Source organism: Stenotrophomonas sp. NY11291, assembly GCF_023277365.1.
GTDB lineage: Bacteria > Pseudomonadota > Gammaproteobacteria > Xanthomonadales > Xanthomonadaceae > Stenotrophomonas > Stenotrophomonas geniculata.
Genome location: NZ_CP096975.1, coordinates 4,098,650 through 4,123,876 on the forward strand (window position 1 = coordinate 4,098,650; position 25,227 = coordinate 4,123,876).

Consider the following 25,227-nt stretch of genomic DNA (forward strand, 5'->3'; position numbering starts at 1 on the left):
AACCCGCCATGAGCGCCTTCGACACCTTCACCCCGGCCAGCGCCGCTGGCCAGCAGTGGAACGCCCAGGACTATGCGATCGACGCCGGCTTCGTGCCGCTGCTCGGCGGCGCGGTCTCGCGCCTGCTCGATCCGCGCGCCGGTGAGCGCATCCTCGACCTGGGCTGTGGCGATGGCGTGCTCAGCACCGAACTGGCGCTGAGCGGCGCACGCATCCACGGCGTGGATGCCTCGCCGGAACTGGTGATCGCCGCCCGCGCGCGCGGTGTCGATGCCCAGGTGATGGACGGCCACGCACTGTCGTTCGACAGCGAGTTCGATGCCGTGTTCAGCAACGCGGCATTGCATTGGATGGGCACCCCGGACCGCGTGCTGGAAGGCGTGCGCCGCGCCCTGCGCCCCGGTGGCCGCTTCGTCGCCGAGTTCGGCGGCCACGGCAACGTGGCCACGATCATCGCGGCCGTGCAGGCCGCACGCGTGGCGCACGGCCATGGCGCCAGCGCCTTCCAGTGGTACTTCCCGACGGCCGATGCCTACGCCGACCGCCTGCGCCAGCATGGCTTCCAGGTGCAACTGATCGAGTGCACGCCGCGCCCAACGGCATTGCCGACCGGCGTGGCCGGCTGGCTGCGCGTCTTCGCCGCGCCGCTGCTGGAGGACCTGCCAGCCGAGGCACGCGCTACTGTGCGCGAGGCCGCCACCGCGCTGCTGGCCGAGCTGCCGCGCAATGCCGCCGGCCAGCCGCTGGCGGACTACGTGCGGCTGCGCGTGCTCGCACGCCGTCGCTGACTTGACCGTTCCGCTTTCTTTACTGATGTTCGCTATTTCGTACTTCTGCCAGGCATACGCATGACTTCCGCACCCCGCACCCTGTACGACAAACTGTGGGACGCCCACGTGGTGGTTCCCGAATCCGACAGCGCGCCCGCCGTGCTGTACATCGACCTGCACCTGATCCACGAGGTCACCTCGCCGCAGGCATTCACCGAGCTGCGCGGGCGCGGCCTGTCGCCGCGCCGCCCAGACCGCACCAAGGCGACGATGGACCACTCCACGCCGACCCTGCCGGCCGCCGCCGACGGCACGCTGCCCTATGCCAGCGCCGCCTCCGAGGCACAGGTCGCCACGCTGGCGCGCAACTGCGCCGAGCATGGCATCGAGCTGTTCGACATGACCTCGGACAACCGCGGCATCGTCCACGTGATCGCGCCCGAGCAGGGCTTTACCCAGCCGGGCATGACCATCGTCTGCGGCGACAGCCATACCTCTACCCACGGTGCCTTCGGCTCGCTGGCGTTCGGCATCGGCACCAGCGAAGTCGGCCACGTGCTGGCCACGCAGTGCCTGCTGCAGCGCAAGGCCAAGACCTTTGCGATCACCGTCGATGGCCCGCTGGCGCCGGGCGTCGGCGCCAAGGACGTGGTGCTGCACATCATCGGCGTGATCGGCGTCAACGGTGGCACCGGCCACGTCATCGAGTTCCGTGGCAGCACCATCGAAGCGATGGACATGGAACAGCGCATGACCCTGTGCAACATGTCGATCGAAGCCGGTGCGCGTGCCGGCATGGTGGCGCCGGATCAGGTCACCTTCGACTTCGTCGCCGCTACGCCGTGCGGGCCCAAGGGCGCCGATTTCGACGCCGCCGTCGCACGCTGGCAGCAGCTGCGCAGCGATGAGGGCGCGCGTTTCGACAGCGAAGTACGCATCGACGCCGCCGACATCCGCCCGACCCTCACCTGGGGCACCCATCCGGGTACCGCGATCGCAGTGGATGCACCGATTCCGGCGGCCAACGATGCCGCCGCACAGAAGGGTCTGGACTACATGCACTTCCAGGCCGGCAAGGCGCTGGCCGGTACGCCGGTGGACGTGGTGTTCGTCGGTTCGTGCACCAATGGCCGCCTGAGCGACATGCGCGAAGTGGCGCAGGTGCTGCGCGGTCGTCGCGTCGCCGACCGGGTGCGCATGCTGGTGGTCCCGGGCTCGGAAATCGTCAAGCGCGAGGCCGAGGCCGAAGGCATCCACGAGATCGTGCGCGCGGCCGGTGCCGAATGGCGCGAGCCAGGCTGCTCGATGTGCATCGCCATGAACGGTGATCTGGTCGCGCCCGGCCAGCTGGCCGTGAGCACCAGCAACCGCAACTTCGAAGGCCGCCAGGGCCCCGGTTCGCGCACGCTGTTGGCCTCGCCGATGAGCGCGGCGTGGGCCGCGGTGAACGGGCACGTCGCCGATACCCGCGAACTGTTCGCACAGGAGGTGGCGTGATGGCCGGTTTCCGTACCCTGACCTCGGCCAGTGTGGTGCTGCGCCAGACCAACATCGACACCGACCAGATCATCCCGGCGCGGTTCCTGTCCACCACCGAACGTGCCGGCCTGGGCCGCAACGCCTTCAATGACTGGCGCTGGCAGGCCGACGGTTCGCCGGTGGCTGACTTCGCCTTCAACCAGCCGCACAACGCCGGCCGCAGCATCCTGCTGGCGGGCCGCAACTTCGGCTGCGGTTCCTCGCGCGAGCATGCGCCGTGGGCACTGACCGACCTGGGCCTGCGTGCCATCGTCAGCAGCGAGATCGCAGATATCTTCCGCGGCAACTCGCTGAAGAACGGCCTGCTGCCGATCGTGCTGGACGAGGCCGACGTGCAGGCGCTGATGCAGCGCCCGGACGATGAGCTGACCATCGACGTGGCTGCGCGCGAACTGCACACGCCCGATGGCCGCGTCTATTCCTTCCCGCTGGATGGCTTCTCGCAGACCTGCCTGCTGGAAGGCGTCGACCAGTTGGGGTATCTGTTGGGCCGTGTCCCTGAAATCGAACGTTACGAGAGTGAGCATGCACGCTGAGATTGTTGTCCTGCCCGGTGATGGCATCGGCCCGGAAGTGGCCGCCGCGGCAGTGGCCGTCCTGAAGGCCGTCGCCGGACGCTTCAACCACACCTTCACCTTCAGCGAGCACGACATCGGCGGCATCGCCATCGACCGTCATGGCGAACCGCTGCCCGCCTCCACGTTGACTGCCTGCCAGGCCGCCAACGCCGTGCTGCTGGGCGCGGTTGGCGGCCCGAAGTGGTCCGACCCGAACGCCAAGGTGCGCCCCGAACAGGGCCTGCTGGCGATCCGCAAGGCGCTGGGCCTGTACGCCAACCTGCGCCCGGTGCGCACCCACGAAGCCGCGCTGCATGCCTCGCCGATCAAGGCCGAGCTGCTGCAGGGCGTGGACTTCGTGGTGGTGCGCGAACTGACCGGTGGCATCTACTTCGGCGACAAGACCCGCGACGCCGACAGCGCCAGCGACCTGTGCCGCTACACCGTGGCCGAGATCGAACGCGTGCTGCGCAGTGCCTTCCGCCTGGCGCAGCAGCGTCGCGGCAAGGTCACCTCGGTGGACAAGGCCAACGTGCTGGAAACCTCGCGCCTGTGGCGTGACGTGGCCGCGCGCATCGGCCGCGAGGAGTTCCCGGACGTTGCCCTGGAGCACCAGCTGGTCGATTCGATGGCCATGCACCTGCTGGCCAAGCCGCGCGAGTACGACGTGATCGTGACCGAGAACATGTTCGGCGACATCCTCACCGATGAAGCCTCGATGCTGGCCGGCTCGCTGGGCCTGCTGCCGTCGGCCTCGCTGGGTGAGCCGGGCGCGGTCGGCATCTACGAGCCCATCCACGGTTCGGCCCCGGACATCGCCGGCAAGGGCATCGCCAATCCGTACGCAACGATCTTCAGCGCGGCGATGCTGCTGCGCCATTCGCTGGGCCTGGAAGCCGAAGCCGCCGCGGTGGAAGCGGCCGTGCATGCGGTGCTGGACGATGGGGTGTTCACTGCCGACCTGGCCGCCAAGGGCCAGGCCGTGAGTACCGCCGCCGCCACCGACGCGGTGCTGGCCAAGCTGCGCTGACCCATCGGGCAACGCCTGTAGAGCCGAGCCATGCCCGGCTCATTCAACAGCCGTCGAGCATGGCTCGACGCTACAGGTAGCGGGCAGCCACGCCATGCGTGGCTGCATTATTTGGTGGTGTACCCACCATTGACCAGGATGGTCTGCCCGGTCATCCACCAGCCATCGCTGACCAGGAAGCGGATCCACGGCACGATATCGGTGATATCGGTCAGGCCGGTGCGGGTGAACGCCGACAGCGCCGCCGCGGTCTTGTGATACGCCTGCGCATCGGTGCTCTCGGCCGGGTAGAAGAACGGCGTGTCCATCGGACCAGGGCCGATCGCGGTCACCGAAATGCCGCGCTCACCGAACTCCTTCGACGCCGCGCGGGTGAAGTGCTCGACTGGCGCCTTGGTACCGGCGTAGCTGGAATAGAACGGCGTGTAGGCACCCAGCAATGAGGTGACCAGAGTGCAGATGCGACCACCGTCGTTGACGTGGCGGCCGGCTTCCTTGAGGAAGAAGAACGCCGCCTTGGCGTTGACCGCGCTCATCTCGTCGTACTCCGCTTCGCTGATGTCCAGCAGCGGTTTCTTCAATACCTTGCCGACCGTATTGATGGCGATGTCGGGACGGCCGATTGCGGCCACGGCATCGGCGAACAAGCGCTCCATCGCTGCCGCCGAGGTCAGGTCGCCCTGCAGGGCCACCGCCTTGCTGCCGGCGGCCTGCACGGCGGCGACGGTCGCCTCTGCATCGGCCTGGGTGGCGGCGCTGTTGTAGTGGATGACGATGGCTTTGGCGCCCTGTGCAGCGAAGTCGCGGGCGATCAGGCCACCCAGGTTCTTGGCGCCACCAGCGATCAGCACGGTCTTGCCCTTGAGGGAATGGTCGGTCATGGCTTCGGTCTCGGGGAGGAGGCTGCCCGGGGTGGCAACCCTGCCCTGACGACGATATCGTGCAGAAAATGCGGATAAAGCCCGCCACATTGACTTAACTTTCCAAAGCCAGCGAACAATGGACCGGATCGATCGCTTCCGCATCTTCACCCGGGTGGTGGAGTGCGCCAGCTTCACCCGCGCCGCCGACCAGCTCGGCCTACCCCGCTCCACCGTCTCGGCAGCCATTGCGGAGCTGGAGCAGCGGCTCGGCACCCGCCTGCTGCAGCGCTCGACCCGCCGGGTGTCCACCACCCATGATGGCGACGTGTTCCATGCCCGCTGCCTGCGCCTGATCGCCGAAGTCGAAGACGCTGAATCGCTGTTCCGGCAGGACGACGCGCAACCGGTCGGTTTGCTGAAGATCGACGTGCCCAGTCGCATCGGCCGTCGCATCATCGCTCCGGCGCTGCCCGGGTTCTTCGCGCAGTATCCGCAGGTGGAAGTCGACCTGGGCATGACCGACCGCGCGGTGAACCTGATCGAAGACGGTTGCGATGCGGTGCTGCGGGTCGGTCAGCTGGGTGACTCCAGCCTGGTGGCGCGCACACTGGGACAACTCGACTTCGTCAACGTTGCCGCGCCGGCCTACCTGCGCGAGCATGGTGTACCGCAGCATCCTGCCGACCTGCAGCAGCACCGCGCGGTGAACTATGCGTCGCCGACCACGGCACGGGTGGAACCGTGGGAGTGGCAGGACGGCGGCCAGCTGCGCACGCTGCCGATGCCCGGCTGGGTGCGCGTGAACAGCGCCGAGGCGTCGATCGCGTGCTGCGTAGCCGGACTGGGGTTGCTGCAGATTCCGCGCTACGACGTGCAGGCGGAACTGCAATCCGGCGAACTGGTGGAAGTGATGCCGCAGTATGTGGCGCAGCCGTTGCCGGTGACTCTGTTGCAACCGCATCGGCACCACCGTGCGCTGCGCGTGCAGGTGTTCATCGAATGGCTGCTGCCGGTGCTGCGGAGCGGCCTGCAGCTGCAGTAGCTCCACGCCATGCGTGGATGCATGCATCCGTGCCAACCAAGGTTGGCACCTACCAGAGGCGGTGGCCGTAGAACCCGGGGCGTTATGCCCCGGATTCGTCCGGCTTCACCCGGAACCACGCCGCGTACAGCGCCGGCAGGAACACCAGGGTCAGCACCGTGCCCACGATCAGGCCACCCATGATCGAAATCGCCATCGAGCCATAGAACGCACTGCGCGACAGCGGAATCATCGCCAGCACCGCCGCCAGCGCGGTCAGCACGATCGGGCGGAAACGGCGCACCGTGGCATCGATGATCGAATGCCAGCGATCATGCCCGGCATCGATATCCTGCTGGATCTGGTCGATCAGGATCACCGAGTTGCGCATGATCATGCCCGCCAGTGCAATCGTGCCCAGCAGCGCCACGAAGCCGAACGGCGCGCGGAACAGCAGCAGGAACAACGTCGCACCGATGATGCCCAGCGGCGCGGTTACCAGCACCATCGCCGCACGCGAGAAGCTGCGCAGCTGCAGCATCAGCAGCGTGGCCACCACCACCAGGAACAGCGGCATGCCGGCCTTGATCGAGTTCTGGCCACGGGCCGAATCCTCCACCGTACCGCCGGTCTCCAGCAGGTAGCCACTGGGCAGTTCAGCGCGGATCCCGTCCAGCGTCGGCAGGATCTGGTGCACTACGTCCAGCGGCTGCATGCCGTCGCTGATGTCGGCACGCACGGTCACCGTCGGCAACCGGTTGCGGTGCCAGATGATGCCGTCCTCAAAGCCATACTCCATCGTCGCCACCTGCGACAGCGTGATGCTGCCGCCGTTGGCGGTCGGCATCGACAGGCTGGACAGCAGCTCCAGCTGGTTGCGCTCATCGGCCGGGCCACGCAGCAGCATCTCGATCTGGCGGTTGCCTTCGCGGTACACGCTCACCGACTGCCCGGCCAGCGAACTGGACAGGAACTGGCTGACCTGGGCACTGCTCACGCCCAGCGCGCGGGCGCGCTCCTGGTCGATCACCAGCCGCACTACCTTGCTCGGCTCGCTCCAGTCCAGGTTCACGTTCATCACGTGTGGGTTCTCACGCACCTTGGCTTCGACCTGGCGCGCGATCGCCTGCACCTTCTCGATGTGCTCGCCGGAAATACGCATCTGCACCGGATAGCCGACCGGCGGGCCGTTCTCCAGGCGGGTCACGCGCATCTGCACGTCCGGGAACTTCGGAATCACTTCGTGCAGCAGCCAGTCGCGGGTGCTTTCGCGCGATTTGATGTCCTTGGCCAGCACCACGAACTGGGCGAAGTTGGTGGCCGGCAGCTGCTGGTCCAGCGGCAGGTAGAAGCGCGGCGAACCGGTGCCCACGTAGGAGACGTAGTTGGCAATGCCCTCGCGGCTGGACAGCAGCTTCTCCAGCTTCTCGGCCTGGGCCTGGGTCGAGCGCAGCGACGCGCCCTCGGCCAGCTCGATGTCCACCATCAATTCCGGCCGGGTCGAATCCGGGAAGAACTGCTGCGGCACGAAGCGGAACATCATCAGCGAGAACACGAACAGCGCGATGGTCGCGGCGATCACCCACCAGCGGTGACGCAGGCAGCCATCGAGGAAGCGACGGAAACTGCGGTAGAACGGGCGCTGGTACGGATCATGGTCATGCCCGTGCTGCGGCGGCGCGATCAGGTTGGCCAGCGCCGGGTAGCGGTCGGCCCACTGCTGGCGCTTGGCATGCCAGCGCGCGGACAGGCTGCCCGGCTTCGGCGGCTGCGGATTGAACAGGTCCGGCAGCATCTTGTCGCCCAGGTACGGGATGAACAGCACCGCCGCGATCCACGACACCACCAGCGCGATGGTCACCACCTGGAACAGCGAGCGGGTGTACTCACCGGTGCTCGATGCCGCGGTAGCGATCGGCAGGAAGCCGGCCGCCGTGATCAGCGTACCGGTCAGCATCGGGAACGCAGTTGATTCCCAGGCAAAACTGGCCGCGCGCAGGCGGTCGTAACCCTGTTCCATCTTGGTGGCCATCATCTCCACCGCGATGATCGCATCGTCCACCAGCAGGCCCAGCGCCAGCACCAGTGCGCCCAGCGAGATCTTGTGCAGGCCGATGTCGAAGTAGTGCATGACGAAGAACGTCATCGCCAGCACCAGCGGGATGGTCACGCCCACCACCAGACCGGTGCGCAGGCCCAGCGAGAAGAAGCTGACCAGCAGCACGATCACCACCGCCTCGGTCAGTACCTGCACGAACTCGCCGACCGACTCTTCCACCGACTGCGGCTGGTCGGACACTTTGCGCAGCTGCATACCGGCCGGCAGGGTCTTCTGCAGGCGTTCGAACTCGGCATCGAGGTTGGCGCCGAGCTTGAGGATGTCACCGCCATCCTTCATCGCCACCGCCAGCCCAATCGCCTCTTCACCCATGAAGCGCATCTTCGGCGACGCCGGATCGGCGAAGCCACGCTTGACCTCGGCGATGTCGCCCAGGTGCACGGTGCGGTCACCGGCGCGGATCGGGAACTGGCGGATCGCTTCGATGTCGTTGAACTGGCCGGTCACGCGCAGCTGCACGCGATCGGTGGCGGTCTCGAAGAAGCTGGTGCCGGTCACCGCATTCTGGTCGGCCAGTGCCTGCTGCACCTGCTGCATCGACACGCCCAGCGTGGCCAGCCGGGTATTGGACAGCTCGATCCACACCTTCTCGTCCTGCAGGCCGACCAGGTCGATCTTGCCGACGTCGGGCACGCGCTGCAGTTCCAGCTGGATGCGGTCGGCGTAGTCACGCATCACCGCGTAGTCGAAGCCCTTGCCGGTCAACGCATAGATGTTGCCGTAGGTATCGCCGAACTCATCGTTGAAGAACGGGCCGACGATCTCGCGCGGCAGCGTCGGGCGGATGTCACCCACGCGCTTGCGCACCTGGTACCAGAGGTCCGGAATCTGCCTGGAACGCAGGCTGTCGCGGGCCATGAAGATGACCTGCGATTCGCCCGGGCGCGAGTACGAGCGGATGAACTCGTACTCGCCGGTGTTCATCAACGCCTTCTCGATCGGCTCGGTCACCTGCCGCGAGACCTGCTCGGCGGTGGCGCCCGGCCATAGCGTGCGCACCACCATCGCCTTGAAGGTGAACGGCGGGTCTTCGGACTGGCCCAGATGCTTGTACGACCATGCGCCGATGAGGGCGAAGGCGAGCATCGCAAACAACACCAGCGGACGATTGGCCAGCGCCCACTCGGAAAGATTGAAGCGGCGCACCGGCTTACTCCTTGGCCTTGGCGGCAGCCGCCGGCGTAGCCGGCTTCAGCACCGGGCGGTTCTGACGATCCACCGCGATCACCGGCTGGCCGGCGCGCAGCAGGTGTCCGCCGGCAGCAACCACCCAGTCACCCGCGTTCACGCCGGACAGTACCGGCACCGTCTCGCTGCCAAACGCCCCAGTGGTGACCGCTGCGGCCTTCAGCGTACTGTTGGCCGGATCGACCACCCACACGCTGGCGGCACCGTTGGCACCGCGCTGCAGTGCGCCCAGCGGCAGCTGCAGGGTGCCGTGGCGGCCGGCGCTGCTGTAGACGCGCGCGCTCTGGCCCAGCTCGACATCGGCCAGCGCATCGGCGGCCAGGCTGACCCGCGTCGCGTAGGTGCGCGCCTGCGGATCGGCGGCGGCAGCAATCTCGCGGATCGTGCCCGGCAGGCGCTGCCCCGGGCGGTTCCACAACTCCACCTCGACCGGCTGGCCGACCGCGTAGTCGCGGATGGTGGCTTCGGGCAGGTCGATCAGCACTTCGCGGCCACCGTCGGCGGCCAGGTTGAAGATGGTCTGTCCGGCGGACACCACCTGCCCAGCCTCGGCCTCGCGGCTGGCGATCACGCCGTCAGCCGGTGCGCGCAGCTGCGCGTAGTCGGCCTGGTTGCGCAGCACATCGAGGTTGGCGCGGGCGGCGTTGGCCTGGCCCTGCGCCGCTTTGAAGGCGGCTGACTGCTGGTCCAGCTGCGAACGGCTGACCAGTTGCTGGTCAGCCAGCACCTGGTAGCGCTTGAGGTCGTCGCGGGCACGCACCAGGTCGGCTTCAGCTGCGGCCAGCTGCGCCTGCGAAGCGCGGGCCTGCAATGCGAAGTCGGCTGCATCCAGCTCGGCCAGCACGTCGCCCTTCTTTACCCGCTGCCCGGCATCGACATGGCGCTTGACCAGGTTGCCGCCGACGCGGAACGACAGCGGGCTTTCCTGGCGGGCACGCACCGTGCCCGGGAACGCCGCCGGGGCCTGTCCGGCCTGTTCGCCGGGGTGAACCACCAGTACCGGCACGGCCGCCTGCGGCGCCTGTTCCTGTCCCGAACAGGCTGCCAGCGCAGCCACCCACACCATACCGCCCATCCAGCGCACGATCTTCATCGGTCAACGTCCTGAAAACGCAGGGTTGTAACAAGGGGGAGCCGCGACTGCCGGCCCAATTTAATAAACCGGCCGGTATAGTATAAATATCGAACCGCTTGGTCTAGTATTGTTGCGATGAGTTCTTCCACTTCCCGCAAGCCGTCGGCCAAGCCTGCTGCCAAGGCCGCCGGACCCGGGCGCCCCAAGGATCTGGGCAAGCGCGCGGCGATCCTTGAAGCAGCCAAGGTACTGTTCATCGAACAGGGCTATACCGGCGTGAGCATGGACGCCATTGCCGCCCAGGCCGGCGTCTCGAAGCTGACCGTGTACAGCCACTTCGGCGACAAGGAAACCCTGTTTTCCGAGGCCGTGCAGTCCAAGTGCATTGAAATGCTGCCCGATGCCCTGTTCGTGGCCGACGCGGACGGCCCGCTGCGCGACCAGCTGATCGGCATCGGACTGGCCTTCTTCGAACTGATCACCTCCGACGCGGCGATCTCGATCCAGCGCATGATGATGGCGCCGGAGACCGACGAACGCCTGCGCGAGCTGTTCTGGAAGGCAGGCCCGGAGCGCACCTGCGAGGCCCTGGCTGACTTCCTGCGGGCACGCGCCGAGCGCGGCGAACTGGACATCACCGACTATTCGCTGGCTGGCGAGCAGTTCCTGACCCTGGTCAAGGGCGAAGTGCACATGCATATGATGTGCGGCATGCCACTGTCACCGGTGGAGTGCGACCCTCTTGCCCATGTGACCGCCAGCATCGACTTCTTCCTGCGTGCCTATGCGCCGCGAGGGGCCGGGACGGCTGAATAACCAAAACTGAACGAACCGGAGGTCGCGATGACTTCCGGCACTGCGACCCCGGCCACCCGGCAGCTGATGCTCTGGGCGCGCCGCCGGCCTCCGGCACCGGTAAAATGGCCGGCCCACTGCGCTGGATTTGAACCTCATGACGATTGATTACGCCCACGCCCGCGAACTGATGGTGGAACAGCAGATCCGTCCCTGGGACGTGCTGGACATCAAGGTGCTCGACGTCCTGGCCCGCCTGCCGCGCGAGGCCTTTGTCGCCGATGCACACCGGGCGCTGGCCTACGCCGATGTCGAACTGCCGATCGGCCATGGCCAGAAGATGATGAAGCCGGTCATCGAGGGCCGTACCCTGCAGGCACTGGATCTGCAGCCGGGTGACGAAGTGCTGGAAATCGGCACCGGCAGCGGCTTCCTGGCAGCCTGCATCGGCGCGCTGGCGCGCGACGTGCTGAGCCTGGAGATCGACCCGGAACTGGCCGCCGCCGCGCGTGCCCGCCTGGATGCTTCCGGCCTGGGCACCAACGTCCGCGTGGACGTGGCTGACGCCCTGTCCTGGCAGACCGAACGCCGCTTTGACGTGATCTGTGTCACTGGTGCGGTCGACGTGGTGCCGTCACAGTTCGCCTCGTGGCTGCGTCCGGGTGGTCGCCTGTTCGTGATCCACGGCCGCTCGCCGGCGATGGAGGCCCTGCTGGTCAAGGCCGACGGCAGCACCGAGTCCCTGTTCGAGACCGATATCGATTACCTGCGCGGTGCCGCCCCGGCACCCCAGTTCCACCTCTGAGTCCAAGGAAGCCGCAATGATCCGCCGATCCCTCGCTGTTGCGCTGGCCACTGCCCTGCTGCCGTTGTCCGCCCATGCCGCCGACCTGCTGCAGGTCTACGAAATGGCGCGCAACGGCGATCCGCAGCTGTCCGCCGCCGAATCGACCCGGCTGGTCGACAAGGAAGGCGCCGTGCAGGCGCGCGCCGCCCTGCTGCCGCAGATCAACGGCCAGGCCACGCTGAACCGCACGCGCAGCGAGCCGAACGCCGACATCAACTCCGGCTCGTTCACCAACAAGCGCCGCAATTACACGATCGATGGCAGCCAGACGCTGTTCAACTGGACCCAGATCAACAACCTGCGTTCGCAGCGTGAGCTGAGCAAGGCGGCGGACTTCACCCTCGATTCGGCCAACGACAGCCTGATCGTGCGCACCTCGGCGGCCTACTTCAACGTGCTGGTGGCGATCGAATCGCTGAACGCCGCACAGACCAACGAAGCGGCCGCGAAGAAGCAGTTCGACTTCGCCGACAAGCGCCTGGAAGTGGGCCTGGCGCCGATCACCGACGTGCACGAAGCCCGCGCCCAGTACGACCAGGCGCGCGCCAACACCATCGTTGCGCAGAACACCCTGGCCGATAACTACCAGGCCCTGACCGAACTGACCGGCCAGCCGGTGGTCAACCTGCGTGGCCTGCCGGCGGACTTCCGCCCGGAAGTGCCGGCCAACCGCGGCAACATCGACGAGCTGGTGCACCAGGCCACCACCCAGAATCCGGCGCTGAAGGCGCAGGAACTGAAGGTCAGCGCCGCCGAAGCCGGCGTGCAGGCCGCCCGTGGTGGCCACTACCCGACCCTGTCGCTGGGCGGCAGCTGGGGCAAGACCGCGACCTGGGGTGACAGCACCGGCGCCGGCTCGCTGTCGCCGGACGCGCGCACCAACAGCATCGGCCTGACCCTGAGCGTGCCGATCTTCGCTGGCGGAGCCACCCAGTCCAACGTGCGCCAGGCGCTGGCCCAGCGTGACATCGCCCAGGACGGCTACGAGCAGCAGAAGCGTGCCCTGGACCGCAACACCCGCAATGCCTACCAGACCCTGGTGCAGGGCATCAGCGAAGTGGAGGCCCGCCGCCTTGCGGTAGTCTCGGCGCAGAGTGCATACGACGCGTCGCAGGTTGGCCTGGAAGTCGGTACCCGTACCGTGCTGGACGTGATCCAGAACCAGCGCATCCTGTTCTCGGCGCAGCTGGACTACGCCCAGGCCCGCTACACCTTCCTGCAGAACCGTCTGCTGCTGAGCCAGTCGCTGGGTGCGCTGGACGTGGCCGAGCTGCAGGACGTGAACCGCCTGCTGACCCAGGACGCCGGCAACCCGGCAACGACCACGCACTGAGTCGTCGCCCTGCCGGCAGCGAAGAAGCCACCCGCGAGGGTGGCTTTTTTGTGGGCGGCGCGTACGGCCCGACCCACGCATGGCGCAGATCTGCCGGCCGTCAGCCCGGCCACGCGCCTGCCCGTTCCACTGCGGCCAGCACGCACAGCGCCGTGGCCAGGGGCGCAAGCACCATTGCAGCACCCGGCATCGGCGCACGGACACGCAGTGCAGCCGGGCACAAGGCTGCCATCACCAGCAGGGTTGCTGGACCCGGCAGCACCGGCAATGCGCCGGCCGGCGCTCCCAAGGCCAGCAGCGCCGCCGTCAGCACCACGGTGATCGGTATCAGCCGCGTCCGCAACCCGGGCGCTTCATCACCGGCCACAGGCCGGAGCTGCGCTGCCAGGTGTGCGGCCAGCGACAACAGCACCAGCAGCAGTGCTGCCAGCCCGGCCATGCCCGCCAGCGGCAGCAACGGCAGCAGCCACTGCAACTGCGGATGGCCCTGCAATGCCACCGACAACGGCCGCGTACTGTCCAATACCGGGAACTCGACCAGGCCGGCCTGCAACGCGGCCAGCATGATCAGCAGCAGCATCGCCAGCAGCAGCGCGGCCGCCAGCAGCCAGGGTGATCGCGTGCGCGCCTGCCGGCCACGTCCGGGAAATCCCAGTGCCAGCCCCACACTGGCAAACACCCCCAGCAAGGGCACGCTTGCCGCCAGCACCCCGCCGGGGCCGAATCGATAGGGCGCGGTGGCGTCCGGCAGCCACGGAATCCAGTTGGCGTAGTGCACGTGGCGAACCGCCAGCGCCAACAGCAACAGCCCGACACCGATCTTCACCGTCAACAACACGCAGACCGTCAGCGCGATGCGACGCGGGGGCAGCAGCACGAACGCACCCAGCACCAGCAGACTGGTGACGGCCATCACCGGATCCGGCAGCGCGCTGCCGGTTTCAATACCGCGACTGGCAAACACGGCACGCGCGTGGCTGGCCGTGGACTGCGCCACGCCGGCGCTGGTCATCACAAGTTCCAGCAGCAGTGCAGTACCCAGCAGCCGCGCGGCTGCCGTGCCCCAAGCGGCCCGCAGCAGGCCGTGCAGGCCATCGGCTGCGGGCTGCTGCTGGTTCAGCACGTGCAGGCAATACAGCATCGGCGCCGTGCCCAGTGCGGCCAGCAGCAGACTCAGTACGATGGCCGGACCCGCTTGGGCGGCGGTGTACTGGCCAACCAGGGCGATCACGCTGCCACCCAGCAGCAGGGTCAACGCCACCATCGCGAAGTGATCCATTCCCAGCAGCGCGTGCCGGCCACGGCGGTTATCGCTGTCCATCGCAAGCCCTCTTGAATCCGCACAAGCGCGGTCGACAGGAGGCTGGCAGCGGGCGCCAAGTGGCGGTATCAGAATCCGTACTGTGCGCACCGCGATGTGACCACAAACACGTTCGCAGCCACGCATCCGGTCCTGCTGCGACAGGAATCCGGCTGCTAAGCAGAATTGATGCAGTCGATCACGTCAGTCGGTCCGCGTAGCATCCGCCCTGGCGGTGTTGCTGCCCGGCTCAGCTGCGCGGGGGCGGCAGGTGTGGCGCGACCAGCGCCAGCGTGCGCTGCAGGGCACCGCGGCCGTTGCTGACCAGCGTGCAACCGGCACGGGCCATGTCCTCGCGCGCCTGGGCGTCGCCCAGCAGGTGCTGCAGCAGGTCACCTACCGCCTGCACGTCCTCGCCGATCAGCAAGGCACCGGCCTCTCGCATGCGCCGTGATATCTCGGCGAAGTTGTGCAGGTGCGGACCGGTCACAGCGGCAGTGCCCATCGCCGCCGGTTCCAGCAGATTGTGGCCACCGATCGGCTGCAGGCTGCCGCCGACGAAGGCGACCTGTGCACAGGCATAGAACGGCATCAGCTCACCCAGGGTGTCGATGACGAAAACATCCGTGCCGGCCTCCGGCCATTGCTTCGCGCGACGGGTCGCCACGTTCCAGCCCTGCTCGCGCGCCAGCGCCTCCACCTTCGGGAAGCGCTCGGGGTGCCGCGGTGCCCACAGCAACAACAGGTCGGGGTGCTGCTGGCGCAGGCGCCGATGCAGGTCGATCACCGCCTGCTCCTCACCATCGTGGGTACTGGCCGCGATCCACACCGGGCGCCCGGCGGGCACGCAGGCATGGAACTGCTCGACGAAGCCCTGCACATCCGGCGTGGCGATATCGAACTTGAGGTTGCCCAGCGCCTGCACCTGTTCCCGCGCAGCCCCCAGCTGCACGAAGCGCTCGGCGTCGTCCTGCGACTGCGCGGCCACGCAGGTAACCGTGCGCAGCGCACGGCGGATCAGCGCCGCCAGCACCCGGTAACCGCGCAGCGAGCGCGCTGACAGGCGGGCGTTGAGGATGTAGACCGGAATGCGGCGGTCGCGGCAGCCGAACAGCATGTTCGGCCACAGCTCGGTTTCCAGGATCAGCGCCAGGCTGGGCTGGAAGTGGCCGAGGAAGCGGTTGACGCTGCCCGGTACGTCGTACGGCAGATAGACGTGGTCCAGCGCGTCTCCCCACAGCGCGCGCACGCGCTCCGAACCGGTCGGGGTGATGGTGGTGATGACCCAGCGGATGTCCGGACGCTGCTGGCGCAGGGCATTGACCAATGGCGCGGCGGCGTTGACCTCGCCCACCGAGACCGCGTGCAGCCAGACCCGCGGCTGGCCGGTCGGCTGCGGATACGAGGCATAGCGCTCGTCCCAGCGCCGGAAGTATTCACGGACCCGGAAACCGCGCCAGACCAGGTGGTACACGGTGATCGGCAGCAGGATGTAGAGCACGGCCGAATACAGGCCGCGCAGGATCCATTCGACAGGGTCTTTACGCATGCGGCAAGGATACGGGAGCCCCCCGGGAAAGACACGCAGCCGGGTTGGTAGAATGGCGCCATGTCCGATGCCACCACCGCCATCCGCCCGTCGCTGCGCGATCCCCGCAACTGGCCGATGTTCACCGCCATGCTCGGCGCCTTCGCCATTGCCCGCCTGCCGTGGATGCTGCAGCGTGCGCTCGGCCGTGGCGTCGGCTGGATCAGCTGGCGCCTGCTCGGCAGCCGCCGTCGCGCCGCCGAGGTCAACCTGAAGTTGTGCTTCCCGGAGAAGGACGAAGCCTGGCGCCAGCGCCTGGTGCGCGACAGCTTCGACGCGCTGGGCGTGGGTGTGCTCGAGTGCATCCGCGCCTGGTGGGGCAGCATCGACCGCATCCGCCCACAGGTGAAGATCGAAGGCCTCGAGCATCTGCGGCAGATGCAGGCCGAAGGCCGCGGCGTGCTGCTGGTGTCCGGCCACTTCATGACCCTGGAGATGTGCGGCCGCCTGCTGTGCGACTACGTCGATCTTTCAGGCATGTACCGCAAGCACAAGAACCCGGTGTACGAGTGGGCGGTGAAGTTCGGCCGCCTGCGCTATGCCAAGGCGATGTTCGCCAATGAAGACATCCGCGCGACCGTGCGCCACCTGAAGAAGGGCGGCTTCCTCTGGTACGCGCCGGACCAGGACATGCGCGGCAAGGACACCGTGTTCGTGCCCTTCTTCGGCCATACCGCATCCACCATTACCGCCACCCACCAGCTGGCGCGGATGACCGGTTGTGCGGTGATTCCTTACTTCCACCGCCGCGAGGGCGGGAAGTACTTCCTGAAGATCGGCGCGCCGCTGGAGAACTTTCCCAGCGAGGATGTGGAAGCCGATACCACGCGGGTCAACCAGGCCATCGAGGAGATGGTGCGCGAGGCCCCCGACCAGTACCTGTGGATCCACCGCCGTTTCAAGCGCCAGCCGGGCGGGCGGAGTGATTTTTACAAGTAACGCGGGACCGGGTTGGCTTCATCCACGCATGGCGTGGATCTACTGATGTGGGGCGCTCTGAAGTAGATCCACGCCATGCGTGGATGCTCTTCGTTCCGCCCCCCGGCATCTACAACGGCCAACGGCACCATGCATGCGGGTACTCGCCCAACGTGCTGGCCAGGCCGCTCCGGACCGGGTTGGCCAGGATGTACATCGCCTTCTCGTGAAGGGATTCGTCGTTCCGCACGGCATGGTCGTGATAGCCGTGCTGCCACAGTGCGCCGCGTCGATCCAGATACTGGTTCAACAGCCGCCCGCTGCGGGATTTGAGCAGCGACATGCACTCGGCAAGGGTTCCACTGCGCAGTTTCATCAACCAGTGCAGGTGGTCGGGCATCACCACCCATGCCAGGCTGTGGCTGAAACCGCTGCGTTCGACGAAGCGCAGCGCATCTACCAGGATCGCCACATTGGCGGCATCCGCGAAGAACGGCTCCCGGCCAAGGGTTGCCGTGGTCAGTGAATAAACGTTACCGGTGCTGGAGTAACGACCGTAGCGGAGTCTGGGGCTGGCCATGGCCCCAGCGTGCGATACGCAGGGAAGCACCGGTAGTGGAGGTTGGCGCGTGTTTGCGTCGGGAAAGCACCATCCACGCATGGCGTGGATCTACTACGGCGGCGTTCGTTCGGTGACCCACGCCATGCGTGGATGTTCCGTTACGTCACCGCCGGTGTGTCATCCCCGTCCCGCGCCAACAGGCTGCCGGCGAACAACGCCGCCAGCAGCACGGTCAGGCCACCCCAGAACGCGGAATAGAACGCCAGATGCGTGTTGAGCGGGAACACGGTGACCGCCAGCGCCAGCATCGCCGGGCGGGCCCGCTCACGCGCGGCCATCGGTGCATAGCGCCAGGCCCGCCAGGCCTGGGCCACGGCTGCCAACCACAGCAGCAGGCCGAGCACGCCGGTTTCCGCCAGGATTTCCAGCACGATCTGATGGGCATGCAACGCCGGGGCATCGCCCCACACCGCCGGTTCGTCGCCAGACACGCAGGCCGGATAGGCATCGCGGAAGCCGCGTGCACCGACGCCATTGAGCGGATGTTGATCGATCATGCAGGCCGCGGCGTCCCAGATCCGCGCACGCCCTGACAGTGCCTCGTCGACACCGCGCTCGCTTCCATCCCAGGCCAACGCCGTTCGCGCGAAGCGTTCGCGCAGCTGCGGCACGCTGGCGGTCAGCGCGCCCGCACCGAGGACAGCGACCAGCGCCAGCAGCACCAACCGTTTCCAGCCGAACTGGCGCACGCCGCTGTAGGCAAGCACCAGCGCGAAGGTGATCCACGATGCGCGCGAGCCGGCCAGCAGCAGCACGCAGCCCAGCGCCGCCGCGGCCAGTACCCAACCCGGATTGCCGAAGCGACGCGCCAGCGGCAACAACAGGAACGGTGAGAGACTGGCCAGGACCTGGCCGAACTTCAGGTTGCACGGCCCGAGTGCCCCACTGAGGCGATCGACCACGGCCGCCTCAGTGGCCGGGCACAACGCGTGACCACTCACCGCAAGCTTCAGCTGCTCAAGCGACCAGAACCACGGGCTGGTTCCGGCCAGCGCCTGCACCAGCGCATCCAGGGTCCATGCGCCGGTGATCAGCGCCAGGCCACCGAAGGTCAGCCGCCTCCGTTCGGGCGTGGCCACCGCGATCGCCACCAGCCACATGAAGGGCAGGTAGCGCAGGCCGGCGGCCGCCTTCGTCCACGACGCTGCCGGATCGATCGCATCAAACGCCGAGAACGCCTGCGGCAGCCAATAGCCGAGGAACAGGATCGAGGTCAGCGCCCACGCTGCCGTGCTCAACAGGTGCGGGCGGCGCTGCAGGCGGCGCATGACCATCCGCGCGGCTGCATACAGCGCGCCAAGACCGAGCACGGTTTCAGCGATGCCCGGCAACGGCCACAGCGCCACGTACGCCAGCACCCACCAGGGCGCCCAGCGCCCGGCGCGGTCGTCGCGCACGGTGACGGCGGGGTCAGCCGGCGAGGTCGGCATAGAGGCGGAGGGTATCGCGCTGCATGGCCTGCAGGGTAAACGGGATGCGGGTCGGCAAGGACGGCGGCTGCGCCAGCAGGGCCAGCGCACGTTCACCCAGCGCGCGTGCATCGCCCAGCGGCACCGCACCAGCGGGTTGCAGCTGCCGCAGCAGTTCGCCGACGCCACCATGATCCCAGCCCAGCACCGGGCGGCCCACCGACAGCGCCTCGACCACAGTACGGCCGAATGCTTCGGGCTTGTCCGACAGCTGCAGCACCAGATCGCTGGCCGCATAGGCCTGGGCGATGCGCGCGGTCGGTGTGCTGATCTGCACGGCGTCGGTCACGCCCAAAGCAGCGGCCTGCCGGCGCAGGTCGGCCACGTAGGCTTCGCGGCCCGGTTCATCGGTGCCCAGCATCCACAGCTGTGCCGGTACACCGGCGGCGCGTACATCCGCCAGCAACTGCAGCGCATGAGCATGTCCCTTCAGCCGGGTGCCCCGCCCCGGCAGCAGCAGCAGCGGGCCCTCAACCTGCGCCAGCCACGGGTAGTCGGCTGCCAGCGCCAGTCGTGGCCGGCGGTCGGCGCGGGCCACGCGCGGAAACTGTGCGACATCGACGCCGCGCGGAATCACCTGCAGCCGCGCTTCGGGAACTGTCGGATAGTGCCGCTGCACGTAGTCGCGCACGCTGTTGGACACGCAGATCACGCGTTCACCGCTGGTCATCACCGCGCTGTAGCGACTGGGCGAATTCAATCCATGCACGGTGGTCACCCAGTGCGGGCGCTGCGTGGCGGGCATGGCGCGGATCGCGTACAGCCCCAGCCAGGCCGGCAGCCGCGAGCGGGCATGCACGACGTCCGCGCCAACCTCGGCGAACAGTCGGCGCAGGGTCGGCAGGTGGCGCAGGGTCAGCAGCGATTTGCGGCCGATGTCGAGGGTGAGGTGCTCGGCACCGATATCGAGCAACGGCTGCACCAGGCGGCCACCGGCGGAGACCACCAGCGCACGATGGCCGGCGGCGACCAGGGCCGCAGCGATTTCCAGGGTCGAGCGCTCGACACCGCCGGAGTGCAGCGCCGGCAGCAACTGCACCACGGTCAATCGGCGCATCGAAGGGGCGGCCGCTTAGTCGGCCAGCACGAACACGGAACCGCAGTACGGGCACTGCGCTTCGCCATTGGGCTCGTCTTCGATCGGCAGGTACACGCGCGGATGCGAGTTCCACAGCGCCATTTCCGGGGTCGGGCAGCTCAGCGGCAGATCGCTGCGGTGCACGGTGTAGCGCTTCTCGGCGTTGGCGGGCGCAGTGGCGGTATGGCTCATGGCGGATGTCGATGAACGGGTTGCGAGGCCTGTGATTCTAGCATCTGGGCCGCCCCGACATTGCGCCGCAACGGGTCTTTACGCGTACCGGGCCGATTCCCTGCGACCTTGCATGCCACCTCGGGATGGGGTGCCGGTGGAAATTCCCGACCGAACCAGCAGGATCACGCCGGGAAACCGCCGACAACGATATTTCCCGCATTTGGATCGAACTAAATGGCACTTGTCAGGTTGCCACGGCTGTTGCAGGATCGGGCCAGGTCGTGAACCGGCCTGCCCCAATCCGACCCGATCGCATGGCCCGCCCCCACCGGACCGGCATCGCTTCTTCCACTGCCATCCCGGCGGGCGGAGCGATGCTGTCCGTGGTGTCCGCCGATGCGGGTTCTGCCCGCCGCCTGCCCTTCCGGGAGACCCTTGCATGACCCTGTCCGATCCACGCCGCGCCCTGCTTCCGCTCGCCCTGGCCCTGGCCTGTGCGACTACCGCGATGCCGGTGCTGGCACAGGGACTGCAGACCTCGTTCGAGCCCGGCGAACCTGCCCCGTCGCAGGCCGCGGGTGCACTGCAGATCGCGATTGGCAACGGCCCTGCGGCGCCTTACGCCGCCAAGCGCAATGCGGGCTACAGCGGCCTGCATGCACTGCGCTACAGCAGCGAAGGCGGCAGCGCGCGGCGCGAGCTGTTCAAGACCGACCTGCCGATCGAGGCCGATACCACTCTGTCGTGGCTGGTGCTGCCGGAGATCGTCGGCAAGGACACCGTGGCCTCGACCTATGTGTCACTGGACCTGCTGCTGGACGATGGCAGCCGCGTTTCGGCCGGTGCGGCGCGTGACCAGCATGGGGTGGCGATCGGCGCACGCGCGCAGGGCGAGTCGAAGACGCTGTATCCGCAGCAGTGGGCGCGCAAGGCAGTGCGGCTGGGCGACGTACCCACGCTGAAGGGCCGCCGCGTGGTGGCGATCGAGCTGGAGGTGGCCAGTGCCGACGGTGCACCGGTCACCGGCTGGATCGATGACGTTCGCCTGGACACAGTGCCACGTCAGCAGCCAGCGCGTGTCTCCGACTGGGTGCTGACCACCCGTGGCACCCAGGCCAACGGCACCTTCTCGCGCGGCAACAATTTCCCGGCCACGGCGGTACCCCACGGCTTCAACTTCTGGACTCCGGTGACCGATGCCGGCGCACTGAACTGGCTGTACCGCTGGAACGAACAGAACGACGCACAGAACCGCCCGCAACTGCAGGCGCTTGCGCTGAGCCATCAGCCCAGCCCGTGGATGGGCGACCGCCAGACCTTCCAGGTGATGCCCTCGGCCAGCCGTGGCGTGCCGGAGGCCGACCGCCGCAAGCGCGCGCTGTCGTTCGATCGCAGCCACGAGAGCGCCCGCCCTTACCGCTACGACGTGCGCTTCGACAACGGCATCGCCGCCGCCATCGCGCCGACCGATCATGCGGCGCTGTTCCGCTTCGATTTCCCCGAGGGCGGCGACGCCAACCTGCTGTTCGACAATGTCGATGCACGCGGTGGCCTGACTCTGGACGCCGCCACGCAGACGCTGTCCGGCTATACCGACACGCGCAGTGGCCTGTCCAACGGCGCCAGCCGCATGTACGTGGTGGCCCGCTTCGACAAGCCATGGCGCAGAAGTGGGCGCCTCGACACCGGCCGCCCGACCGGTTACATCAAGTTCGATGCGGGCAGCGACCGGCGGGTGACCATGCGCATCGCCACCTCGTTGATCTCGGTGGAGCAGGCGCGGCACAACCTGGCACTGGAAATCGCCGCGGCCGACACGCTGGAAAGCGTGTCCGGCCGTGCGCAGGATGCATGGGACGCACGCCTGGCCCGCTTCGACATCGGCGATGCCAGCGACGACCAGAAGACCACGCTGTATTCCAGCCTGTACCGGCTGTTCCTGTACCCGAATTCCGGCCATGAGAACGTGGGCAGCGCCGCCGCACCGGAGTGGCGCTACGCCAACCAGGCCAGCGCCAGCAATGACAACACCGAGGGCAGCGCGGCCCGCAGCTACGCCGCCGTGCGCGACGGCAAGGTATTCGTCAACAACGGCTTCTGGGATACCTTCCGCACCACCTGGCCGGCCTATGCGCTGTTCACGCCCGACGATGCCGGCCAGCTGGTGCAGGGCTTCATCGAGCAGTACCGCGCCGGCGGCTGGATCGCGCGCTGGTCGTCGCCGGGTTACGCCGACCTGATGGTCGGTACCAGCTCGGACGTGGCATTTGCAGATGCGTGGCTGAAAGGCATCGGCGGCTTCGATCCGGCAGAGGCCTACGCGGCCGCGCTGAAGAACGCGACCGTGGTCCCGCCTGACCGCCACGTCGGCCGCAAGGGCATGGACCGCTCGACCTTCCGTGGCTATGCCAGCGCCGACGTGCACGAAGGCATGTCGTGGACGATGGAAGGTGCACTCAATGACTTCGGCATCGCCAACATGGCCGACGCCCTGGCCAAGCGCGCGGCCACGCCGGCGGCACGCGAACGCTACAGCACCGAGGCCGACTACTTCCGCCACCGCGCCGCCAGCTACGCGACGATGTTCGACCCGGACGCAGGCTTCTTCCAGGGCCGCAAGGCCGATGGGCGCTGGCGCGTGGACGCCAAGGCCTACGACCCGCGCATGTGGGGCCACGACTACACCGAATCCAACGGCTGGACGTTCGCGTTCACCGCCGCGCACGACGGCGAGGGCCTGGCGGCGCTGTACGGAGGCCGCGAGAAGCTGGCGGCGAAGCTGGATACCTTCTTCGCCACACCGGAAACCGCGGACCCGGCACTGGCCGGTTCCTACGGCGGCACCATCCACGAGATGACCGAAGCGCGCGACGTGCGCATGGGCATGTATGCGCACAGCAACCAGCCGGCACACCACATCCCGTGGATGTACCTGTACGCCGGGCAGCCGTGGAAGACCCAGCAGCATGTGCGCGAGATCCTGTCGCGGCTGTACGTCGGCAGCGAGATCGGCCAGGGCTACCCGGGCGATGAGGACAATGGCGAGACCTCGGCGTGGTACGTGCTGGCCTCGCTGGGCCTGTACCCGCTGCGCATGGGCGCCCCGGAGTACGTGATCGGTTCGCCGGCATTCCGTCACGCGCGGGTGGAACTGCAGGGTGGCGCGGTGCTGACCGTGAACGCGGCCAACAACTCGCGTGAGAACGTCTACGTGCAGTCGCTGAAGATCAACGGTACGCCGTGGACGAAGACCTGGGTGCCGCACGACCTGATCGCCAAGGGCGCGACCCTCGACTTCGTGATGGGCCCCCGTCCCTCGCGCTGGGGCAGTGGCGTGGACGATGTGCCGCGCTCGTTGACCCCGCGCGGCCAGCGCCCCCAGCTGCTGCACGACCTGCTCGGCAGCGGCACCAAGGCGACGCTGGCCGATGGCCGTGCCCTGCCCGCGCTGCTCGATGACGATGCCGGCACGACGGTGGGCCTGGGTAGCGGCGCAACCATCGCGCTGACCGGCCTGGCCGAGGGCACCCCGACGATGTACACGCTGACCAGCGGCGACGGCCGCATCCAGGGCGGTGAGTGGACGCTGGAAGCGCGCAACGGCAGCGGCAGCTGGGCCGTGCTCGACCAGCGCAGCGGCGAAGACTTCGAATCCGCCCGCCAGACCCGTCCATTCCGGATCGCCAAACCCGGTCGTTACAGCGAGTACCGCCTGCGCCTGGCGGCACCGGCACGGCTGCCGCTGGCGGAGATCGAACTGCTGGCGGCCGGCACCGTACAATGAGCGGCATGCGCTTCCGTCTTCTGCCCTTGGCCCTTGTTGCCCTGTCCTTCTCCAGTTTCGGCCAGACCCAGGCGTTCGATACGCAGCTGACCCGCGACGGCGTGACGCTGAACTACCAGGACGCCCGTGGCGCGCTGGCCGCGCCGCAGCGCAAGCGGGTGATCGATACGTTCTTCTTCGCCTATCTGCGCGAACGTGCGGACTTCCATCCGGCGGCGCCGTCGATGGTGCGCATCGTGATCGATCCGGCCTACACCGGCATCGCCTTCGTCGGCGACCAGGACCACGCAGCGACGATCACCGTCAACCCGGGGTGGCTGGCGCAGCACCCGAACGACATCGACCTGGTCACCCATGAGGCCATGCACATCGTGCAGGGCTATCCGGGCTACGGCGACGCGCGGGTGCCGGGCTGGCTGGTGGAAGGCATCGCCGACTACGCACGCGACCGCTACGGCATGGACAATGCCGCCGCGGGCTGGGCACTGCCGGGCAAGGTCGAGAAGGGACAGAACTTCGACAGTGGCTACCGGGTGACCGGTGCGTTCCTGAAGTGGGCCGACGCCGAACACCCGGGACTGGTGCTCGCACTGGACAAGGCCCTGCGCGACGGCCGCTATGCACCGACGCTGTGGCAGAAGCACACCGGCAAGGCCCTGCCAGCGCTGTGGGCGCAGTACGCCAAGCCGCGTTCGGATGCACCGCCGCCGGCCCCCGCACGCCGCGGCAAGCGGCACTGAGCCCCCACGCACTTTACGTTCGCCGGGCAGTGCCCGGCGCTACCGCATCGCGACCTCAGCGCGACTGCACGAAGCCGGCGTACAGCGCGAACAACTGCTGGAAGTACCGCCGCGTCACTCGATTGCGCATGACACCCTCGCCCATGGAAAGTTGGTCGGGCCCAGGGTGGGAAGGCCGGTCCGGTCCCTTCCCACGGCCAGGCCGCGTGGGCGTATTGGGCCGCAGCGGCGTTGCAGGGAAATGACCGCCGGACTGCAATTCATCGGGTAGCGCCGGGCCATGCCCGGCGGAATGCGAGAAGCGCCGCGCTGCGCGCTCGCCGGGCATGGCCCGGCGCTACCCGATCCGGTTTCCGCTGGGCGGAAACGAAACGCGCCCCGAAGGGCGCGTTTCTGCAGATCGCAGCGGAACGAAGG

20 protein-coding genes are annotated in these 25,227 nt (G+C 67.9%); 11 read left to right on the plus strand and 9 right to left on the minus strand.

From position 1 onward, the window contains the following. Positions 1-8: 8 nt before the first annotated feature. From M1L61_RS19130 to leuB, 4 genes are read left to right on the plus strand one after another with little or no spacing between them, the layout of a single operon-like run. Positions 9-788 (plus strand): class I SAM-dependent methyltransferase, encoded by a 780-nt coding sequence (locus M1L61_RS19130; protein ID WP_248853943.1) that lies wholly within the window; start codon positions 9-11, stop codon positions 786-788. 60 nt (positions 789-848) lie between these two features. Next, positions 849-2,267, plus strand: a complete 1,419-nt coding sequence (gene leuC, locus M1L61_RS19135) for a 3-isopropylmalate dehydratase large subunit (protein WP_248853944.1) — start codon at positions 849-851, stop codon at positions 2,265-2,267. Continuing rightward, complete coding sequence (gene leuD, locus M1L61_RS19140) at positions 2,267-2,845, plus strand: 3-isopropylmalate dehydratase small subunit (RefSeq protein ID WP_049413324.1); 579 nt, start codon at positions 2,267-2,269, stop codon at positions 2,843-2,845. The genes leuC and leuD overlap by 1 nt, the downstream gene beginning before the upstream one ends. Then, a complete protein-coding gene (gene leuB, locus M1L61_RS19145) occupies positions 2,835-3,896 on the plus strand; it encodes a 3-isopropylmalate dehydrogenase (protein ID WP_248853945.1) in 1,062 nt (353 codons plus the stop codon). Before leuD ends, leuB begins: the two co-directional genes overlap by 11 nt. 107 nt (positions 3,897-4,003) lie before the next feature. Here the strand turns inward: leuB and M1L61_RS19150 are convergent, their stop codons facing one another. Further along, positions 4,004-4,777 (minus strand): SDR family oxidoreductase, encoded by a 774-nt coding sequence (locus M1L61_RS19150; RefSeq protein WP_248853946.1) that lies wholly within the window; start codon positions 4,775-4,777, stop codon positions 4,004-4,006. A gap of 118 nt (positions 4,778-4,895) precedes the next feature. Between M1L61_RS19150 and M1L61_RS19155 the strand changes: the two genes are divergently transcribed. After that, entirely contained in the window at positions 4,896-5,801 is a 906-nt protein-coding gene (locus M1L61_RS19155) for a LysR family transcriptional regulator (RefSeq protein ID WP_043400179.1), read from the plus strand. 82 nt (positions 5,802-5,883) lie between these two features. Here M1L61_RS19155 and M1L61_RS19160 read toward each other — a convergent pair whose 3' ends face one another. Next, positions 5,884-9,045 carry an efflux RND transporter permease subunit gene (locus M1L61_RS19160; protein WP_164192613.1) on the minus strand — a complete coding sequence of 1,054 codons (3,162 nt, stop codon included), beginning with the start codon at positions 9,043-9,045 and terminating at the stop codon, positions 5,884-5,886. Positions 9,046-9,049: 4 nt separating this feature from the next. Next, positions 9,050-10,180, minus strand: a complete 1,131-nt coding sequence (locus M1L61_RS19165) for an efflux RND transporter periplasmic adaptor subunit (RefSeq protein ID WP_010480785.1) — start codon at positions 10,178-10,180, stop codon at positions 9,050-9,052. Between the two features lie 117 nt (positions 10,181-10,297). Between M1L61_RS19165 and M1L61_RS19170 the strand changes: the two genes are divergently transcribed. From M1L61_RS19170 to M1L61_RS19180, 3 genes are all read left to right on the plus strand, one after another. Next, positions 10,298-10,978: a TetR/AcrR family transcriptional regulator gene (locus tag M1L61_RS19170; protein ID WP_019338820.1), complete on the plus strand. Its 681-nt coding sequence runs from the start codon at positions 10,298-10,300 to the stop codon at positions 10,976-10,978. 136 nt (positions 10,979-11,114) lie between these two features. Next, complete coding sequence (locus M1L61_RS19175; RefSeq protein WP_019338821.1) at positions 11,115-11,762, plus strand: protein-L-isoaspartate O-methyltransferase; 648 nt, start codon at positions 11,115-11,117, stop codon at positions 11,760-11,762. A gap of 16 nt (positions 11,763-11,778) precedes the next feature. Beyond that, entirely contained in the window at positions 11,779-13,137 is a 1,359-nt protein-coding gene (locus M1L61_RS19180) for a TolC family outer membrane protein (protein ID WP_010480790.1), read from the plus strand. A 100-nt stretch (positions 13,138-13,237) separates the two neighbouring features. Here the strand turns inward: M1L61_RS19180 and M1L61_RS19185 are convergent, their stop codons facing one another. Together M1L61_RS19185 and waaA are read right to left on the minus strand one after the other, a co-directional pair. After that, positions 13,238-14,458, minus strand: a complete 1,221-nt coding sequence (locus tag M1L61_RS19185; protein WP_100446697.1) for an amino acid transporter — start codon at positions 14,456-14,458, stop codon at positions 13,238-13,240. 229 nt (positions 14,459-14,687) lie between these two features. Beyond that, positions 14,688-15,986, minus strand: a complete 1,299-nt coding sequence (gene waaA / locus M1L61_RS19190) for a lipid IV(A) 3-deoxy-D-manno-octulosonic acid transferase (RefSeq protein ID WP_010480795.1) — start codon at positions 15,984-15,986, stop codon at positions 14,688-14,690. Positions 15,987-16,046: 60 nt separating this feature from the next. Between waaA and M1L61_RS19195 the strand changes: the two genes are divergently transcribed. After that, the gene (locus M1L61_RS19195) at positions 16,047-16,964 is read left to right on the plus strand and encodes an LpxL/LpxP family Kdo(2)-lipid IV(A) lauroyl/palmitoleoyl acyltransferase (protein WP_010480797.1); all 918 of its coding nucleotides are present in this window, start codon (positions 16,047-16,049) and stop codon (positions 16,962-16,964) included. Positions 16,965-17,073: 109 nt separating this feature from the next. On the opposite strand, the gene M1L61_RS19200 is transcribed toward M1L61_RS19195, so the two are convergent. From M1L61_RS19200 to M1L61_RS19215, 4 genes are all read right to left on the minus strand, one after another. After that, positions 17,074-17,523 (minus strand): transposase, encoded by a 450-nt coding sequence (locus M1L61_RS19200; protein WP_071305835.1) that lies wholly within the window; start codon positions 17,521-17,523, stop codon positions 17,074-17,076. A 140-nt stretch (positions 17,524-17,663) separates the two neighbouring features. Continuing rightward, the gene (locus M1L61_RS19205; RefSeq protein ID WP_248853947.1) at positions 17,664-18,995 is read right to left on the minus strand and encodes an O-antigen ligase; all 1,332 of its coding nucleotides are present in this window, start codon (positions 18,993-18,995) and stop codon (positions 17,664-17,666) included. After that, on the minus strand, positions 18,976-20,091 hold the full coding sequence (locus tag M1L61_RS19210; protein WP_248853948.1) for a glycosyltransferase: 1,116 nt from the start codon (positions 20,089-20,091) through the stop codon (positions 18,976-18,978). The genes M1L61_RS19205 and M1L61_RS19210 overlap by 20 nt, the downstream gene beginning before the upstream one ends. 15 nt (positions 20,092-20,106) lie before the next feature. After that, positions 20,107-20,304: a zinc-finger domain-containing protein gene (locus M1L61_RS19215; protein WP_005410967.1), complete on the minus strand. Its 198-nt coding sequence runs from the start codon at positions 20,302-20,304 to the stop codon at positions 20,107-20,109. Between the two features lie 421 nt (positions 20,305-20,725). Here M1L61_RS19215 and M1L61_RS19220 point away from each other — a divergent pair, with 421 nt between their 5' ends. Next, positions 20,726-24,070 (plus strand): GH92 family glycosyl hydrolase, encoded by a 3,345-nt coding sequence (locus tag M1L61_RS19220; protein WP_248853949.1) that lies wholly within the window; start codon positions 20,726-20,728, stop codon positions 24,068-24,070. Then, a complete protein-coding gene (locus M1L61_RS19225; protein WP_248853950.1) occupies positions 24,067-24,810 on the plus strand; it encodes a basic secretory family protein in 744 nt (247 codons plus the stop codon). The genes M1L61_RS19220 and M1L61_RS19225 overlap by 4 nt, the downstream gene beginning before the upstream one ends. The last annotated feature ends 417 nt before the right edge of the window (positions 24,811-25,227 follow it).